12 protein-coding genes and 1 pseudogene are annotated in these 14934 nt (G+C 39.0%); 4 read left to right on the top strand and 9 right to left on the bottom strand.

The window, feature by feature from the left end; all coding sequences use genetic code 11:
- Positions 1 to 237: 237 nt before the first annotated feature.
- From KO529_RS02110 to rpsO, 3 genes are all read right to left on the bottom strand, one after another.
- The gene (locus KO529_RS02110; protein ID WP_031442671.1) at positions 238 to 1101 is read right to left on the bottom strand and encodes a sigma-70 family RNA polymerase sigma factor; all 864 of its coding nucleotides are present in this window, start codon (positions 1099 to 1101) and stop codon (positions 238 to 240) included.
- 186 nt (positions 1102 to 1287) lie between these two features.
- A complete protein-coding gene (locus KO529_RS02115; protein WP_215946287.1) occupies positions 1288 to 3507 on the bottom strand; it encodes a polyribonucleotide nucleotidyltransferase in 2220 nt (739 codons plus the stop codon).
- A 227-nt stretch (positions 3508 to 3734) separates the two neighbouring features.
- Positions 3735 to 4004 carry a 30S ribosomal protein S15 gene (rpsO, locus tag KO529_RS02120; RefSeq protein ID WP_215946288.1) on the bottom strand — a complete coding sequence of 90 codons (270 nt, stop codon included), beginning with the start codon at positions 4002 to 4004 and terminating at the stop codon, positions 3735 to 3737.
- A 249-nt stretch (positions 4005 to 4253) separates the two neighbouring features.
- Here rpsO and KO529_RS02125 point away from each other — a divergent pair, with 249 nt between their 5' ends.
- Positions 4254 to 5114 (top strand): hypothetical protein, encoded by an 861-nt coding sequence (locus tag KO529_RS02125; RefSeq protein ID WP_215946289.1) that lies wholly within the window; start codon positions 4254 to 4256, stop codon positions 5112 to 5114.
- 48 nt (positions 5115 to 5162) lie between these two features.
- Here KO529_RS02125 and KO529_RS23370 read toward each other — a convergent pair.
- Positions 5163 to 5342 (bottom strand): annotated as a pseudogene (locus tag KO529_RS23370) (acetyl-CoA carboxylase, carboxyltransferase subunit beta); the annotation flags it as partial.
- A gap of 185 nt (positions 5343 to 5527) precedes the next feature.
- On the opposite strand from KO529_RS23370, the gene KO529_RS02130 reads away from it, so the two are divergent.
- Positions 5528 to 6292, top strand: a complete 765-nt coding sequence (locus KO529_RS02130) for a hypothetical protein (RefSeq protein WP_215946290.1) — start codon at positions 5528 to 5530, stop codon at positions 6290 to 6292.
- Between the two features lie 149 nt (positions 6293 to 6441).
- Here the strand turns inward: KO529_RS02130 and accD are convergent, their stop codons facing one another.
- From accD to KO529_RS02145, 3 genes are read right to left on the bottom strand one after another with little or no spacing between them, the layout of a single operon-like run.
- Positions 6442 to 7308, bottom strand: a complete 867-nt coding sequence (gene accD / locus KO529_RS02135; RefSeq protein ID WP_215946291.1) for an acetyl-CoA carboxylase, carboxyltransferase subunit beta — start codon at positions 7306 to 7308, stop codon at positions 6442 to 6444.
- Positions 7309 to 7332: 24 nt separating this feature from the next.
- Positions 7333 to 8400: a class II fructose-bisphosphate aldolase gene (gene fbaA / locus KO529_RS02140; protein ID WP_215946292.1), complete on the bottom strand. Its 1068-nt coding sequence runs from the start codon at positions 8398 to 8400 to the stop codon at positions 7333 to 7335.
- A 59-nt stretch (positions 8401 to 8459) separates the two neighbouring features.
- A complete protein-coding gene (locus KO529_RS02145) occupies positions 8460 to 11003 on the bottom strand; it encodes a BamA/TamA family outer membrane protein (protein WP_354667759.1) in 2544 nt (847 codons plus the stop codon).
- Positions 11004 to 11078: 75 nt separating this feature from the next.
- Here KO529_RS02145 and KO529_RS02150 point away from each other — a divergent pair, with 75 nt between their 5' ends.
- On the top strand, positions 11079 to 11801 hold the full coding sequence (locus KO529_RS02150; protein WP_215946294.1) for a TrmH family RNA methyltransferase: 723 nt from the start codon (positions 11079 to 11081) through the stop codon (positions 11799 to 11801).
- Between the two features lie 4 nt (positions 11802 to 11805).
- Here the strand turns inward: KO529_RS02150 and KO529_RS02155 are convergent, their stop codons facing one another.
- Together KO529_RS02155 and ubiE are read right to left on the bottom strand one after the other, a co-directional pair.
- Positions 11806 to 12501 carry a porin family protein gene (locus KO529_RS02155; RefSeq protein ID WP_215946295.1) on the bottom strand — a complete coding sequence of 232 codons (696 nt, stop codon included), beginning with the start codon at positions 12499 to 12501 and terminating at the stop codon, positions 11806 to 11808.
- 3 nt (positions 12502 to 12504) lie between these two features.
- On the bottom strand, positions 12505 to 13233 hold the full coding sequence (gene ubiE / locus KO529_RS02160) for a bifunctional demethylmenaquinone methyltransferase/2-methoxy-6-polyprenyl-1,4-benzoquinol methylase UbiE (protein ID WP_215946296.1): 729 nt from the start codon (positions 13231 to 13233) through the stop codon (positions 12505 to 12507).
- 351 nt (positions 13234 to 13584) lie between these two features.
- On the opposite strand from ubiE, the gene trkA reads away from it, so the two are divergent.
- The gene (gene trkA, locus KO529_RS02165; RefSeq protein WP_215946297.1) at positions 13585 to 14934 is read left to right on the top strand and encodes a Trk system potassium transporter TrkA; all 1350 of its coding nucleotides are present in this window, start codon (positions 13585 to 13587) and stop codon (positions 14932 to 14934) included.

Raw genomic sequence — 14934 nt, forward strand, 5'->3', positions numbered from 1 at the left:
TGTAACAAATAGTGTGACAGATGTTTTTGGTTATTATTAAAAAGGTAATAATTACAGGACTTTTAGAGATTTTTGCTAAGGTATAAAAACAAAAAAACTCCGGTAATCAGCCGGAGTTTATTCATCAATCAAAAAACGAACAGTCATGATAACTGTTGTTACTGTACACAATTTACAATTTTTACTCTAGCTTTCCAATGAGGATGGGCGATTGCGCAAAAATTTTAATTGTTTGGATTAACCAAGATATGTTTTTAGGATTTTGCTCCTTGAGGTGTGTTTTAACCTTCTAATTGCCTTCTCCTTTATTTGACGAACCCTTTCCCTGGTAAGGTCAAAAGTTTCCCCAATTTCCTCCAAGGTCATAGAATGTTGCCCTGCCAAGCCAAAATACAAACGAATTACATCTGCTTCCCTTGGTGTCAAGGTTTCCAAAGCTCTTTCTATTTCGGTTCTAAGTGATTCGTGCAACAATTCCCTGTCCGGATTTGGTGATTCACCACTACGCAATACATCGTAAAGATTGGAATCTTCACCGTCTATTAAGGGAGCATCCATGGATACGTGACGACCGGAATTTTTAAGTGATTGTTTTACATCCTCGACGGTCATGTCCAATTCCTTGGCGATCTCTTCTGCGGATGGTTGTCTTTCATGGGCTTGCTCCAAGAAGGCAAAGGTCTTATTTATCTTATTGATAGACCCAATTTTGTTCAAAGGTAGTCTTACAATACGCGATTGTTCGGCCAACGCCTGTAATATAGACTGGCGAATCCACCATACCGCATAGGATATGAATTTAAAACCACGTGTTTCATCAAAACGTTGTGCAGCTTTAATCAAGCCAAGGTTGCCTTCGTTGATCAAATCCGGAAGGGTTAAACCTTGATTTTGGTATTGCTTTGCAACGGAAACCACGAATCGTAAATTGGCCTTGGTCAATTTCTCAAGTGCACGTTGATCACCTGCCTTGATCCGTTGTGCCAATTCTACTTCTTCATCTGCTGTAATTAAATCAACCTTACCAATTTCTTGTAAGTATTTATCCAAAGAAGCAGTTTCTCTATTGGTAACCTGTTTTGTAATTTTAAGCTGTCTCATCGAAATTTTATCTTTCTAAATTATGTGCATTAAGCATAAGCTGCATTAGGTTATACGTACAAAAGTTGGAAATGTTACAATTGGTCCGTTTTATTTTGTTTTTTTAGATAAAATGCATGAAAAAAGCCACGTTCTCCCTTAAAAAAGGTAAAACGTGGCTTTGGTAATGTGACTTTTATTTAAAAACTAGTCCCTTCTTGGCTTACGATCCCTATCTCTATTTCTATCGTTGCCTCTGTCATTTCTACCGCGATCTTCTCGTGGTGGTCTTTCCTTAAAGCCTTCAGGTTTTGGCAATAAAGCCTTACGTGAAACTTTTTCTTTTCTTGTCCTTGGGTCTACACCAAAGTATTTAACGTCAAAAACATCTCCCATATTTACCACATCGGAAACATTTTCGGTTCTTTCCCAGGCCAATTCGGATACGTGAAGCAATACCTCGTTACCAGGAGCGTCCAAATATTCCACAACGGCACCAAAATCCAACATTTTGATGACCTTTACTTCGTATGCGCTACCTACCACTGGTTTAAACAATAAGGAATCGATTTTGGCAAGAACCATATCGATACCTTCTTGTGAGGTACCTAATATTTCAACAATACCTTCTTCAGTAACCGGATCTTCATTGATAACGATGGTTGTTTTGGAAGTTTTTTGTAATTCTTGGATTACTTTTCCTCCAGGTCCTATCAATGCTCCAATGAATTCGCCAGGAATAACTCTGGTGACCATTTTAGGAGCATGTGGTTTAACATCTGCATTAGGTGAAGCAATAGTATCTACTAATTTGCCAAGTATGTGCAAACGTCCAGCTCCAGCCTGTTTTAAGGCATTGACCAAAATTTCATAGGATAACCCCTTTACTTTAATGTCCATTTGGCAAGCGGTAATTCCGTCTGCAGTTCCGGTAACTTTAAAGTCCATATCCCCAAGATGATCCTCATCGCCAAGTATATCGGATAATACAGCGTATTTTCCTGATTCACTATCGGAAATCAATCCCATAGCAATACCGGATACAGGTTTCTTTAATTGTACCCCGGCATCCATCAATGCCATAGTTCCGGCACATACCGTAGCCATAGAAGACGAACCGTTGGATTCCAATACTTCGGATACCACACGCACAGTATAAGGACAATCCGCAGGGACCATTCCTTTTAGGGCACGTTGGGCCAAGTTACCATGTCCTACCTCTCTACGGGAAGTACCTCTAATTGGTCTGGCTTCTCCAGTTGAGAAAGGAGGGAAGTTATAATGAAGATAGAAAGTTTCCTCTCCTTCAAACGATGGCATGTCTATTTGGTTGGCTTCTCTTGAAGTTCCCAAAGTAACCGTAGCCAAAGCCTGAGTTTCTCCACGTGTAAAAATTGCGGAACCGTGTGTTGAAGGTAAATAGTCAACTTCACACCAGATTGGTCTAATTTCATCTGTTTTTCTACCGTCCAAACGAAGTCCGTCGTTCAAGGTAAGGTCCCTAACCGCAGCTTTTTCAGCTTTGTAGTAGTATCTGGAAACCAAATCCCCGAAGTCTGCCAATTCTTCTTCAGAAAAAGTAGCTTTGATCTCTTCTTTTATGGCGTCGAATGCTGCACTTCTTTCGTGCTTTGCTGAACCGGCTTTTGCAATGGCATATACCTTGTCATAAGCCATGTCGTGGATTTTCTTGGCCAAAGCCTCATCTTCCCTTTCTGGCTCGTATTCACGAACTTCTTTTCTGCCAAATGCTTCTGCCAACTTAAGTTGGGCAGCACATTGTACCTTAATGGCATCATGGGCAAATTTAATGGCTTCTACCATTTCCTCCTCAGAGATTTCTTTCATTTCACCTTCAACCATCATTACAGAATCTGCTGAAGCTCCAATGACCATATCAATATCTGAAACCAATAATTGGGCCCTGGTCGGGTTGATTATGAATTCACCATCAATACGACCAACACGTACCTCTGAAATGGCACATTCAAATGGGAAATCTGATAGTTGAATGGCAGCGGAAGCGGCCAATCCTGCCATAGCATCTGGCATAACATCCTCATCATGGGACATTAATTGAATCATCACTTGCGTTTCAGCGTGGTAATCCTTTGGGAAAAGTGGACGTAAAACGCGATCCACCAATCTCATAGTCAATACTTCACCATCACTTGGTCTTGCTTCCCTTTTGAAGAAACCTCCTGGGTAACGGCCGGAAGCCGCAAATTTTTCACGGTAATCTACCGTTAGTGGAAGGAAATCCACATCACTTTGTTTGTAATTGGAAACTACTGTACATAACAACATACATTTTCCAGACTGTACAACAACAGAACCATGGGCCTGTTTTGCCAATTTTCCGGTTTCGATAGAAATTTCCCTACCATCTCCAAGGTCAATGACCTCTCTAAATACTTTTGGTATCATAAATACGAATTAAAACCTGTCTCGTTACAGGTTTGTTAAACAATGGTCTTTCGTCTGTTATAGACGTGTTGTTGTGTTGTAGTTGTGTGTTGTTGACCAATGAAAAACTATGTGCAAGCTTTTTGTTTGTGCCCAAAGGAAAGCCTTCGGGGCTTTACAATAGTATTGAAAACAATAATATTGATATTGTAAAAAAGGGGAAAGTAACACTTTCCCCTTTTGGTAAATTATTTTCTGATTCCTAATTCTTTAATTATGGCACGATATCTAGTGATATCCTTCTTAATTAAATAATCTAGAAGAGATCTTCTCTTACCTACCAACTTTACCAATGAGCGCTCCGTGTTAAAATCCTTACGGTTCTTTTTCAAATGCTCGGTCAAGTGGTTGATTCTGTGGGTAAACAAGGCAATCTGCCCTTCAGCAGAACCTGTGTTTTTTTCTTCCCCGCCGTGTTTCTTAAAAATCTCGGCCTTTACTTCTTTAGTTAAATACATTCCAATATTATTTTAATGATTTTTATGTACATGATTGATTTTCAATCAGGGCGCAAAGATAAACTTTTTTTTAGAAACCTTATGCAATCCCAATATTTTTTAAAAGGGGGATTAAACTTTTTTAAGAATATGGCGTCCTATTATAAAACGTTAAAGAAATGTTATTGCCAAACTGGCGGTAACGGATTAGAGTGCTGGCCAGCGATTGAATTGAAATTTTTCTTATTGTAAACATTTAAATCAAAACAGATGAAAAAAAGTCTCAAAAAATCGAATTTAACAGGATGGTTGCTAATGGTCTTATTGGTAATGGGTTCCTGTAACAATGAAGAGTCCACCGGTGTGGAAGAAGATAACACCTTTGAAGTTGCTGAACTTGTCGCCAGCGATGAGGCCGATTTAATTTCGGAGGAAATTGCCAACATAGGTGAGGATGTATATGCCACCGAAGAGATCAGGGCTACCTCAAAAGCGTTCTTTCTATCCAATTATTTGCCAGAATGTGTCACTATAACAACAGTGGGTACCAATGATACCAAAGAAACTAGCGTAGATTTTGGAGAGGGTTGCGAGCTGCCCAATGGTAATCTATTAAGTGGAATTATCCATTTAAGTTATGCCAAGGATATGGATGCAGCTACCAAGACTATTAGCCTTTCCTTGGAGGATTTCACCTTTAATGAGGTGGCTGTAACTGGTGGAGCAACCTTGGTGCGCCAACGTTCCAATGATGATGGTAATCCCCAATCCGATGCCGTAGCCAGCTATAACGGGGTATGGCCGGATGGAAGTGTTGCCAGTTTTGCAGGAAATAGGACCCGGGAATGGGTAGAGGGTTATGGTTCCGGATTTTGGGCCGATAATGTTTTTCTTATTTCAGGTAAGGGTACCTATACCAATAAGGCCGGTGATGTTTATTCCAGGGAAACGATAAGCTCCCTGCGCAGGGAATTGTCCTGCCGATTTATAGTTAGCGGGGTTTTGGAGGTTGCTAAAAACGATACTACCGTGAGCCTTGATTTTGGCGATGGTACTTGTGATGCCAAGGGGATGTTGACTTTTCCGAATGGAGATACCAAAGAAATTTTGCTAAGAAGATTTAATAGGTAGGAATGCTTAAATAAAAAAGGCCCTGAAAATGATCAGGGCCTTTCAATTTTACACTCTAACAGGGTTGTTTTCTATTAGATTTATATAAAGATCAAATTTCTTCTTAAGATCCCTGCGATGTACTACAAAGTCCAAAAATCCATGTTCCTTTAGGAATTCCGCGGTTTGAAACCCTTCCGGCAATTCTTTACCGGTTGCCTCTTTAACTACACGTGTGCCGGCGAAATCTAAAATAGGGTTTCTTTCAATGTCTCTCGAGCCTGCCTTTGTAGGTAGACAGGCCTGCCCCGAGGTCGTTTACTTGTAGTATATGAACCTATAATTTGATATATAAATCACGGGCAAATTTATTTTGAGGGCTAAGAAATACTAGAAGAGATAAGTATATCGTTATATTTAAAATATTTTGTCATATGCGCATTATAAGATTTGGAACATATTCTTTTAAGATTAAGTCCTATTCTTCGAATGAAATTGGATTACGGGAGTCGCCTAATATGACATTTATAATTTACCAAAGAATTTTCCACTTTTGGTATATTCCTATATATCCAATCGATAAATTTTGGACAATAAATGATAGCGTAACAGGTAAGCAAATTACTGATACCACCCCAAAAATGCGCTCTGCAATCGATTTGAAATTGATTAAACAAAAAACTCCTATTTGGAGTTATTCTGGATTATTGCTATTAGCAATTCCTATATTGTTTCTATTGATTTATGCCATATACGGAAGTGTAAATGAAATTGTAGCAGGATCAAAAAAGAACATCGCTAAAAATAATCGTATTGATTTAAAGGAAGAATTAGTGCGAGACCCGCAAATAAATGATTTGTATACTTTTAAGACTTTGAATGTTGATAGGGTAACTGATATGAATGGCCACTTTGTTAAATACGAACCTTCCTATTATTCTTCGCCATACAATGTGGACTATATGGTAAATTATATTTCACGGGATTCTATCGGTTTTGAGTTTTTAAAAAGAAAATCATTTGATTACGCTTATGGACTTAAAAAAGAATTTAGGCTTTCAAAAAAGGATTTAATCTTAGCGACAAAGAATTTCCAAGACTTAAAAGTTTATGAGTATCAAAAAAAATCAAATGCTAAATCAAAAGATATAGTTGGTATTTTTAAAATTAGTAGGGAGCAGCAGCAAGACAATAATTAGACAAAGCATCCAATCACAAGAAGACCGCGAAAACATTGTATTTCGAACCATCACAACATCTCTAGGTAGTTTGCTTTATAAAAAAAAATCGCTATTCGTAACGATTCATTACAAATAGCGATCAAAAAATCATTCCTATATAAACAAAATTAATTGGCTGTTCTTACAGGATTGTTTTCTATTAGATCTATATAAAGGTTAATTTTCTTCTTAAGATCCCTTCTATGTACGATAAAATCTAAAAATCCATGTTCTTGCAGGAATTCGGCAGTCTGAAACCCTTCCGGCAATTCTTTACCGGTTGCCTCTTTAACCACACGGGGACCGGCAAAACCGATCAAGGCTCCTGGTTCGGAAATATTTATATCCCCTAGCATGGCATAGGAAGCTGTTGTTCCTCCAGTGGTCGGATCCGTGCACAAGGAAATATAAGGAATGCCCGCATCCGCAAGTTGTGCCAACTTGGCCGATGTTTTGGCCAATTGCATAAGTGACAATGCTGCTTCCATCATACGTGCACCTCCAGATTTGGAAATCATTACAAAGGGGATTTTCTTTTTGATGGAATAATCGATACCTCTCGCTATTTTTTCTCCTACCACACTGCCCATAGAACCACCAATAAAGCTGAAGTCCATACAGCAAATAACTACATCCTTTCCAAGTGATTTGCCCACTCCTGTTCTAACGGCATCCTTAAGGCCTGTTTTTGCTTCGGCCGCCTTTAAACGATCCGCATACTTCTTGGTATCCTCAAATTTCAATGGATCCTTGGAAGTAAGTTTGGCATCCAACTCGGTAAACTTGTTATTGTCGAAAAGTATTTCGAAATATTCCTTACTACCTATTCGTACGTGATAATCATCCTCTGGGCTAACATAAAAATTCTTTGCCAACTCATCAGATTCAACAATTTTTCCCGTAGGGGATTTGTACCAAAGGCCCCTAGGGGTATCCTTTTTCTGGTCCGTGGCAGTTTGTATTCCTTTTTCCTTTCTTTTAAACCAAGACGACATAAGCTTTCTTTTTGGGTTGGGGGATTATAGGGTATTAACGTTATTAAGGTCTTCAAAAGCCTTTTTAAGACGAGTAACAAACGTTTTTTCTCCTTCTCTTAACCAAACACGTGGGTCGTAATGCTTTTTGTTTGGCTCATCGGCCCCGTTTGGATTACCAATCTGTGATTGTAAATAATCTTTTTTGCCTTGAATATAGTCCCTGATCCCTTCTAGGAAGGCATATTGTAAATCGGTATCAATATTCATTTTAATAACACCATAGCCTATAGCCTCACGTATTTCCTCAACCGTCGATCCCGATCCACCATGGAATACGAAATCGATATGGTTATGTTCCACACCGTATTTCTTAGTGATAAATTCCTGTGAATTTTTAAGGATTTTTGGGGTTAATTTTACGTTTCCTGGCTTGTAGACACCGTGTACATTTCCAAAGGCGGCCGCTATGGTAAATTTAGGGCTTACTTTGGATAGTTCTTCGTAGGCGTAGGCAACCTCTTCAGGTTGTGTATATAACTTGGAATCATCCACATCGGAGTTGTCCACACCATCTTCTTCACCTCCTGTAATTCCCAATTCTATTTCCAAGGTCATTCCCATCTTGCTCATTCTGGCAAGATATTTTTTGCAAATCTCAATATTCTCTTCTATCGGCTCCTCCGATAAGTCTATCATATGTGAGCTGTATAACGGTTTTCCCGTTTCCTTAAAATGTTTTTCACTTGCATCCAACAAACCATCTATCCAAGGTAATAGTTTTTTGGCACAGTGGTCTGTGTGCAATATAACCGTTGCGCCATAGGCCTCGGCCAATTGATGAACGTGTTTTGCTCCTGCCACGGCACCCAAAATGGCGGCTTGTTGGCCGTCATTTGATAAACCTTTTCCTGCGTTGAACTGTGCGCCTCCATTCGAGAACTGTATAATTACGGGGGCATTTAAACTGGCAGCAGTTTCCAAAACTCCGTTTATAGTGTTCGATCCTATAACATTAACAGCAGGTAGGGCAAATCCTTTTTCCTTGGCATAATTGAAAATTTTCTGTACTTCATCTCCGGTTGCAACTCCTGGTTTAATATTGTGTGCCATATTCTTGTTTTAGTGTAGTTAATTAAAAAGATGGGACAAAAGTAATAAAATAATCAGCTCTAAAAAGGATAATTTATACCTATGTTGAATACTGCGTTGGACAAATTGTAGTCCCTAAACCATCTTTTTGAAGATTCTTCAGCAGGATTATAGGTTTTAAGACCCATATCCAATCTGAATACAAAATAAGTAAAATCGTAACGGATTCCAAGGCCTGTTCCTAAAGCGATATCTGCCAAGGAGCCAAAATTTTCAAAGGTCGCCTTCTCATCGGTAACGTTGTCCAGGGCATTCCAGATGTTACCGGCATCGGCAAAAAGAGCCCCTTTTATATCGCCTACTATAGGGAACCTATATTCCAGATTAAAGGCGATTTTTAAATTAGCTTCGTTAAAGTCGTTTATATTATCGGTCCTTCCTGGTCCTAGGGAATAAGGCAACCAGGCACGGTTGTCGTTAGATCCACCGGCAAAATAACTTCTTACGAAGGGTATGTTGTCCGAATTTCCATAGGGTATTGCAATACCAAAGAATCCCCTAAACGCCAGTACATTGGTCCTTGAAGTGCTCCAATGTTTTATGTAGTCGAATTCCGTTTTTATATATTGGGAAAAGGGTACGTTGAAAACCAGGAGTTTGTCGTCTTCACTGGTGTAGAACGGAATTATTTTGGAAATTCCCGACAATAGGTTTCCGGAGCTTTCCAATTTGAGTCTAAATTGATAAAAATCGTTATCGGCCGTACTGCTTTTATTGTTTTTGGTAAAGGTGTAATTACTTGCAAAAATTAAATTGTTTTCGGTAAGCCTTATTCTTCTTTCCTCAATACTGCTAACATCCTCATAATCTGTTTCGCTGGAAGATACCTCACCATTCAGAATGGCATTGGTAAAGCCAGTGGTACCTTCTGGAATAATCAACTGGAGATCGGTACTGTTATCTATTGTCTCAAAATAATCGGCCAGGGCAGGTTCGGTTTCGTAATTGTCGGCAATTTCATCCAAACTTTCATAGGTACTCTCGTATACGGCAAAAAATCGATCGGGGTTTACGTTGCGGACAAATTGCACATTTAGTAACTCGGCCGTATTCTTTTTGAAATCTGATGGGGACCAATTATAACCAAATACAGTATTTAAGGTTTGTTTGTCCAGACCAATATTCTGTTGAAAACTTGTCCCAATCGATAATTTGGTTTTGGGAAGCATATAGTTGGGTATAATCCGAGATGTTTTAACGAAGGGGAACCAAATTCTGGGTAAGTTAAGGTTGATATCCCCTCCGGTTTCCAAAATATTGAAAAAGCGGTTGTCCGCTATATCCGGATCACTGGAGGCTCCTATGCTTATCCTTCCTGAAATGCTCAGGTTTTCTGCGCCTTTGAATAAATTCCTAGCTTGTAGGGACGGGCTAAACCCTATACCCAAAAATTGAATGTTGGAGTGGGTTACGTCAAAATCGGTACCCAGGGAATATTTAGGACGGGGGGACAGATAAATATTGGCAGTTAATTCTGAAGCCGTACTATCCGCTACGAATTCAATATTGGGATATTTAAAAGTGTTAAGGTTGGTAATCTGTCTATACGTTCTAATTCGGTTAATTTCCCTGTAGATACTGTCCTTTTTTAGGAAAACGGCATCTGTAAGCGTTTTTGGCTTGTAACGCAATTTTCCCTGGTAATAGATCGTGAAATCTCTATAGTCTACCTTTTTTAGGCTGTCCAAGCCATTATTGAAGGTGTAATTGGTGTAAATATTGATCTTCTTAAAGGTGTGTACCTTGTATTCCGAAGTGGTAAGGGCATTGTCTGTCCTGGTTTTTAAATCTTCGATATTTAAAAGGATATCCAACTTTTGATTGTTGCCCAGTTTGGTAGTATCGCCAATTAAATCGTAGGAAATGGAACTCTCTTGAAAGTTGTGGATTCCCGTGTTTCTAAAAAGATTGGTCAATCGTTCCCTTTCGCTATTAAAATTGTCCAGGTCTATTCGCTGCCCTGATTTTATAAAAGAATTGCTCTTGTTGGCCTTATTGATGGAGTCCAGAGCGGCGGAGGAAATATTCGTGGATACCGAGTCTATTAGATAAGGGGCGCCCAGGTCTAACTTGTAGTTTATGATGCCCCGTTGTTTTCTGGCGCTGGTATCTACTTCATAAGTAGTGGAGTTGTTAAAATATCCCTTGCTTTTATAATAGGCATTCAATCTTTGCAATGACCTTCTTGCTCTAGTGGTGTCTATGATCGTTGGAGGTTCCCCAATATTTTTTAGCCATACACTGGCCCCTTTGACCAAAAAAGACTCACCCAATCTTTCCACTTGTTTTTTGGATAGAATATTGATAAGACGCTGTTCCCTTTTATCTTTTTTGTACAACCATGCCTGAAAGGAAGAATCTGGATTTTTCTTGGCCAGGTTGTAAAGATTTAGCCTTAGGGGGTATCCCAATAGGGTGCTGTTGGGTTTTTGAAAAATAAGGCTGTGTATATCTTCATTGGTAACTTTGATACTATCGGCATAAATGAGGTTTTTGGTCAGCAGGAGCTCGTCATCACCAACTCTTTTTATTGCATTGCATGAGGTAATTGCAATTACTAGCAATAATAATCCTATTTTCGTAATGTTTAAATTCATACACGGCCGTGTCCTCATAGAAGTCAAAAATACATTATTTGTATGGTTGTTAAAAGCCAAATAAAATTTATAAAAAATTTACAGCAAAAAAAGTACCGAACGCAAAACAAGTTGTTTGTGGTGGAGGGGATAAAGACAGTTCGGGAACTACTTAATTCTTCCTTGAAGGTCTATAAAGTATATGTTACGGACAGCACAGTGTTGGAGCTTGAGGGGGATTTTGTTGAGGTGATAAGTGATGGGGAATTGAAAAAAATGAGCGGATTGTCCACTCCAAATAAGGTCATGGGCGTATTTCATATTCCCGTACCGGGACCATTGGATTTTTCTGACTGGGTCATTGCTTTGGATGATGTTCGGGATCCCGGAAATTTGGGTACTATTATCCGTCTTTGCGATTGGTTTGGGGTCAAGACCCTACTATGTTCCTCCAATTCCGTGGATAGTTATAATCCTAAAGTCCTACAGGCTACTATGGGATCCATAAGCAGGGTTAATATTGTGTATGGGGATTTGCAAAGAATTCTTAGTAATTCCGAGGTTCCGGTATACGGGGCATTTATGGATGGTACTGAGGTTTATCAGGAGAAATTTCCCAAAAAGGGAATATTGGTTATGGGGAATGAGGCCAATGGGGTGTCCGAAGCCATTGAAGCCTTAATTGGTAAAAAAATTAGCATTCCACAATTTGGCCCCAAGACTACCGAGAGTTTAAATGTGGCAACCGCTACTGCTATTCTGTTAAACGAAATTAGAAGAGGGTAATTTTCTACTCAAAGGTGAAATTAATAAACAGCCCCCTAGTCATCATGGCCTCAATATTGCCAGTCCAAGGGCTATTGGGGTCATTGTCACGTACCAATTCATCATTAATGGCAAAAACTCCTCGGATAGAGGGAGTAAACTTGAAATATTCCAAATAAAAATCGATCCCAAAACCCATTTCGTAGTAATATGTGGTCTTTTTCATCCGGAAAGTAGCACTGCTGTTGTCGTCCAAACTTTGTTCATTACTGCCCAAGTTTAACGAGGTAGATGCCCCGCCAACAAGAAATGGTTTCCAGTTCCCCAGTCTTTTGGTACTGACCTTTAGGAGCAATGGAAAATTAATATAGGTCGACTTTACCTCCCTAATGGCATCCCTTTCATTATCAAATCCTGGAAAACCTAAATTTCTCTGGTTGTAATGTAATCCTGGTTCAAATCGAAGATCCAAAAATTTGTTGAGACGTAGTTCCCCAATGAGCCCTACATTAAATCCAAAGGATTTGTCCACCAAAATATCGGGTAGATCGTCTTTGTATTCAAATTTAAAATCATATTGATTGAAGCCTAGAAAATATCCCCAATTTAGTAATGGCTTGTCCTCATTTTCAAGGTTCATTACGGGTTTTTCATTGAACTGGGCATTGGACGTGTTGCCTAGTGCACAAAAAACAATTAAAAGAACAAAAATATTTTTCATATTTTACTTTGTAGCTACGTATATGGAGGCAACCCCAAATGTTTGGGGTCTATTGTCTATACCTATAAACCCAATTTTGGCCAAAATATTGTTGAACTGTTGTCCGTGCGGAAAAGCAGCTGCAGATTCGGATAAATAGGCATAGGCACTACGGTCTTTGGAAAATAACTTTCCAATGGCCGGTAGGATAAATTTGGTATAGAATTTATAACCTTGTTTATAGGGTGTTTTTGTGGGAATGGACGTTTCCAGAACTACAAATGAGCCTCCGGGCTTTAAGACCCTATATATTTCCGCGAGGCCTTTTTCAAGATTTTCAAAATTGCGGACACCAAAGGCAACGGTAATGGCATCAAAGGAATTGGCTTCGAAGGGCAGATTTTCACTGTCACCAACAATCATCTTTATGGTGTCTCCCAGATGTTTTTCCAAAATTTTTCTTTTTCCTACTTCCAACATTCCGGGGGAGATATCCAAACCAATAATTTCTTTGGCTCCTGTTTTGGTCATATTAATGGCCAAGTCGCCCGTTCCAGTAGCTATGTCCAAAATTTTTGTAGGATTCTTTTCGGAGACTATGGATACTACGCGCTTTCTCCATTTAATATCTATTCCAAAAGATATAACCCTATTAAGTCCATCGTAATTTCCGGAAATAGTATCGAACATTTTTGTAACCTGTTCCTTTTTGCCTAGCGTTGAATCTTTATAAGGGGTCACCTTTTTATCCATAATCATTAAATTTTTGGTAAAGATACTATATAGACCTAAAGTTATACTTCTAATTTTTACAATAAGAGCTGACCTCTATTTGTTTAACCGGCATATTTTAGAATACAACCCAATTTAATTATGTAATTTTGTCGCGCTTACATTCAGATTTTAATTGAAATATGCTTTATCAAGCTTCTTTCCTATATGGGAAAAATGGATTTAATTCGGAATTCGAAAAGGAGTTATACAAAGGAAATAGATTTGGTTTATAATTAAATTTAGGTGACTTAAGGCGCAAAACTATAACAACAGGGAATTAACCATTAAGTATTGTGTACCTCGGTCCATGAAAAACAATTTATATAACAGATGAAAATTATTATTGCAGGGGCTGGTGAAGTAGGTTTTCATTTGGCTAAATTACTGTCCTATGAATCGCAGGATATTACTCTTATAGATACCAATAAGGATAGTTTATCTTATGCAGACAGTCATTTGGATATTAGGGTGCTTAGGGGGGATGCTACTTCCATCGCCATTCTAAAGGATGCGCAAGTGGAGAAATCCGATCTGGTCATTGGAGTAACGTCTTCGGAGACCACAAATATAACCTTGTGTATGTTGGCAAAACAATTGGGTTGTAAACGAACAATAGCCCGTATTTCCAACGCTGAGTTTATACATAATAAAGAAGCCATTAGATTTCCGGACTTGGGTATCGATGAGCTTATTTCCCCAGAGGCTTTGGCCGCTACTGAAATACAACTTTTATTGAATCAATCCGCATTTAACAATACTTACGAATTTGAGGAGGGTCTTTTAATAATGGTGGGCGTGTCCTTGCCAGGTACCGCACCTTTTGTGGGTAAGACCGTAAAGGAAGCTGCAAAGATATTTTCTGAGCTACATTTTATGCCCATCGCCATTCAAAGGATGGGTACCCAATACACTATTGTGCCAAGGGGTGATACTGTTTTTAAGGAAAATGATCAAGTGTACTTTATAACTTCCAAAGCGGGGTTGGATGAACTATACAAACTCACCGGTAAGGAGAAAAAGGAAATCAAAAACGTTATGATACTTGGCGGTAGTAAGGTGGGATTCAAAACCGCAAGGGATCTTTGCAGAAATAGGTTTAATGTAAAGCTTATAGAGAAAAATAAGGAAAAGGCCTTTGACTTGGCAGATGAACTGCCCAATGCCCTTATCATAAATGGCGATGGTAGAAATGTAGAGCTGTTGGAGGAGGAAAATTTGGAGGCCATGGATGCTTTCGTAGCTGTTACCGGAAATTCTGAAACGAATATAATGTCTTGCTTGGTGGCTAAATCCAAGAATGTTAAAAAGACAATTGCCCTAGTGGAGAACATGGATTATTTTCAATTATCCCATTCCATAGGTATAGATACCCTGCTCAACAAAAAACTGTTGGCTGCGAATAATATTTTTAGGCATATCCGGAAAGGCGAAATAGTAGCGATGACCCGGCTGAATAATTTAAATGCAGAGATTTTGGAATTCATTGTTAAGCCAACATCCCAAGTAAACGGGCAAATAATTAGGGAGCTGGAATTTCCTAGGGAAGCTACCATTGGAGGGGTAATCCGGGACAATCAAGGGATTATTGCCTTAGGAGGATTTAGAATTACTGAGGGAGATAGGGTAGTGGTATGTTGTTTACCAAGTGCCATTCCAAAAATTGAAAAGCTATTCCTATAG

This window comes from Arenibacter algicola (genome assembly GCF_018860365.1).
Taxonomy (GTDB): domain Bacteria; phylum Bacteroidota; class Bacteroidia; order Flavobacteriales; family Flavobacteriaceae; genus Arenibacter; species Arenibacter algicola_B.

What these genes read in the sequence shown, in the direction of transcription:
- KO529_RS02115 (WP_215946287.1), bottom strand. Translation starts at nt 3,507, where the DNA reads ATGATACCAAAAGTATTTAGAGAGGTCATTGACCTTGGAGATGGTAGG.
- accD (WP_215946291.1), bottom strand. Translation starts at nt 7,308, where the DNA reads ATGTCGTCTTGGTTTAAAAGAAAGGAAAAAGGAATACAAACTGCCACG.
- KO529_RS02130 (WP_215946290.1), top strand. Translation starts at nt 5,528, where the DNA reads ATGCGCATTATAAGATTTGGAACATATTCTTTTAAGATTAAGTCCTAT.
- ubiE (WP_215946296.1), bottom strand. Translation starts at nt 13,233, where the DNA reads ATGGATAAAAAGGTGACCCCTTATAAAGATTCAACGCTAGGCAAAAAG.
- KO529_RS02150 (WP_215946294.1), top strand. Translation starts at nt 11,079, where the DNA reads ATGGTTGTTAAAAGCCAAATAAAATTTATAAAAAATTTACAGCAAAAA.
- trkA (WP_215946297.1), top strand. Translation starts at nt 13,585, where the DNA reads ATGAAAATTATTATTGCAGGGGCTGGTGAAGTAGGTTTTCATTTGGCT.
- fbaA (WP_215946292.1), bottom strand. Translation starts at nt 8,400, where the DNA reads ATGGCACACAATATTAAACCAGGAGTTGCAACCGGAGATGAAGTACAG.
- KO529_RS02110 (WP_031442671.1), bottom strand. Translation starts at nt 1,101, where the DNA reads ATGAGACAGCTTAAAATTACAAAACAGGTTACCAATAGAGAAACTGCT.
- KO529_RS02125 (WP_215946289.1), top strand. Translation starts at nt 4,254, where the DNA reads ATGAAAAAAAGTCTCAAAAAATCGAATTTAACAGGATGGTTGCTAATG.
- rpsO (WP_215946288.1), bottom strand. Translation starts at nt 4,004, where the DNA reads ATGTATTTAACTAAAGAAGTAAAGGCCGAGATTTTTAAGAAACACGGC.
- KO529_RS02155 (WP_215946295.1), bottom strand. Translation starts at nt 12,501, where the DNA reads ATGAAAAATATTTTTGTTCTTTTAATTGTTTTTTGTGCACTAGGCAAC.